General features: G+C 69.1%; 2 protein-coding genes. Both read left to right on the forward strand.

Features of this window, described 5'->3' with window-relative positions; genetic code table 11:
- Positions 1-668: glycoside hydrolase family 18 protein (locus D471_RS0132180; protein ID WP_017602416.1), on the forward strand; the 668-nt coding region annotated here is incomplete at its 5' end.
- Positions 669-961: 293 nt separating this feature from the next.
- The coding region (locus D471_RS0132185; protein ID WP_017602417.1) for a cellulose binding domain-containing protein at positions 962-1725 on the forward strand (764 nt) is incomplete at its 3' end.

Genomic DNA, 1725 nt, shown 5'->3' on the forward strand with positions numbered 1-1725 from the left:
TCACCGCCCTCGTCCAGGAGTTCCGCACCCAGCTCGACGCCCTGGAGACCGAGACCGGCCAGCCCTACGAGCTGACCGCGTTCCTGCCCGCCGACCCGGAGAAGGTCGAGGCCGGCTTCCAGATGGGCCAGCTGATGCCCAACTTCGACTTCGTCACGGTGCAGGGCTACGACTACCACGGCGGTTGGGAGAACGCCACGGCCCACCAGTCCAACCTGGTGTTCGACCAGAACGATCCGAGCCCGCGGCAGTTCTCCAGCGAGATCGCGATCCAGGAGTACGTCAGCCGGGGCGTCGACCCCGCCGACATGGTCCTCGGCCTGCCCTTCTACAGCCGCGGCTGGACCGGCGTCGACCCCGGCCCGAACGGGGACGGCCTCTTCCAGAGCGCGACCGGCCCCGCGCCCGGCACCTACGAGCAGGGCATCGACGACTGGAAGGTGATCAAGGACCTGCCGGGCTTCACCCTGCACCGGGACGAGACCCATGGCGCCGCCTGGCTGTACGACGGCAACACCTTCTGGACCTACGACGACGAGATCGCGCTGACCCAGAAGACCGACTGGGCGCAGGCCCAGGGCCTGGGCGGCGTCATGATCTGGTCCATCGACGGTGACGACGCCAACGGCACGCTGATGAACGCGGTCGACGCGGCGTTGGCGTCCTGACCCACCCCTCGGAGACCGCCCGGCACGACGGGGGCGGCTGACGTCAAGGGATGGCGGTGGCCGGAAGGGGACACGATTCCCCTTCCGGCCACTGGTCCGGCCCCCACGCTGGTCGGGTTCTCCTCACGAGCACCATTCGTGCTCTGCGTGACCATGAATCACACAGTGTTCCTTGACGACACGAAGAATTGTTAGTTAAGTTTCCTAATAGTTGATCCGCCCGTGGCTCAGGTCACATCCAGCCCCCATGGGGCCGCGTGTGATCACCCCCAGCCCCACAGGAGATCCAACCCGTGAGTACACGACGATCCAGCCGCCCGCTGGCGGCCCTGTCCGCCGCCGCCCTGACGGCGCCCCTCGCCCTGGCGGCCACGCCCGCGTCCGCCGACGAGACCTCCGCCGCCGAGCCGGGCGACCTGACAGTCGTCTTCGCGGAGTCCGCGCGGTGGAACACCGGGTACAGCGGCCAGGTCACGGTGACCAACACCTCTGACGTCCCGGTCACCGACTGGACGATCCGCTTCGACCTCCCCGACGGCAGCAGCGTCCACGAGATGTGGAACGCGGACCTGGCGGAGTCGGACGGCGGGTACACGGTCACCCCGCCGCGTTGGGGTGCCACGATCCCGGCTGGGGGCAGCTACGGCTTCGGGTTCAACGGCCTGCACGAGGACGGAGCGACCGCCCCCGTCCTGTGCCTCGTCAACGGCGTCCCGTGCGACGGCGACACCGGCCCCGACCACGACCGTCTCAGTGTCGCCTACCTCCCCCAGTGGAGCGCGGAGGACCACGGCTACCGCGTCCGCGACCTCGTCACCTCCGGCACCGCCGCGCGGCTCACGCACATCAACTACGCCTTCGGCAACATCGACGCCGACGGCGAGTGCCTCATGACCGACGAGGAGGGCCTGGGTGAGGCCCGCGCCGACTACGGGACGCCCACCAGCGCGGAGAACAGCGTCGACGGCGCCGCCGACGACCCCGGCCAGGACCTGCGCGGCAACTTCGAGCAGCTGCGCAAGCTCAAGGAGATGTACCCCGACCTGAAGGTCAACAT

It is taken from the genome of Nocardiopsis lucentensis DSM 44048 (genome assembly GCF_000341125.1).
In the GTDB taxonomy this organism is placed as follows: Bacteria; Actinomycetota; Actinomycetes; order Streptosporangiales; family Streptosporangiaceae; genus Nocardiopsis; species Nocardiopsis lucentensis.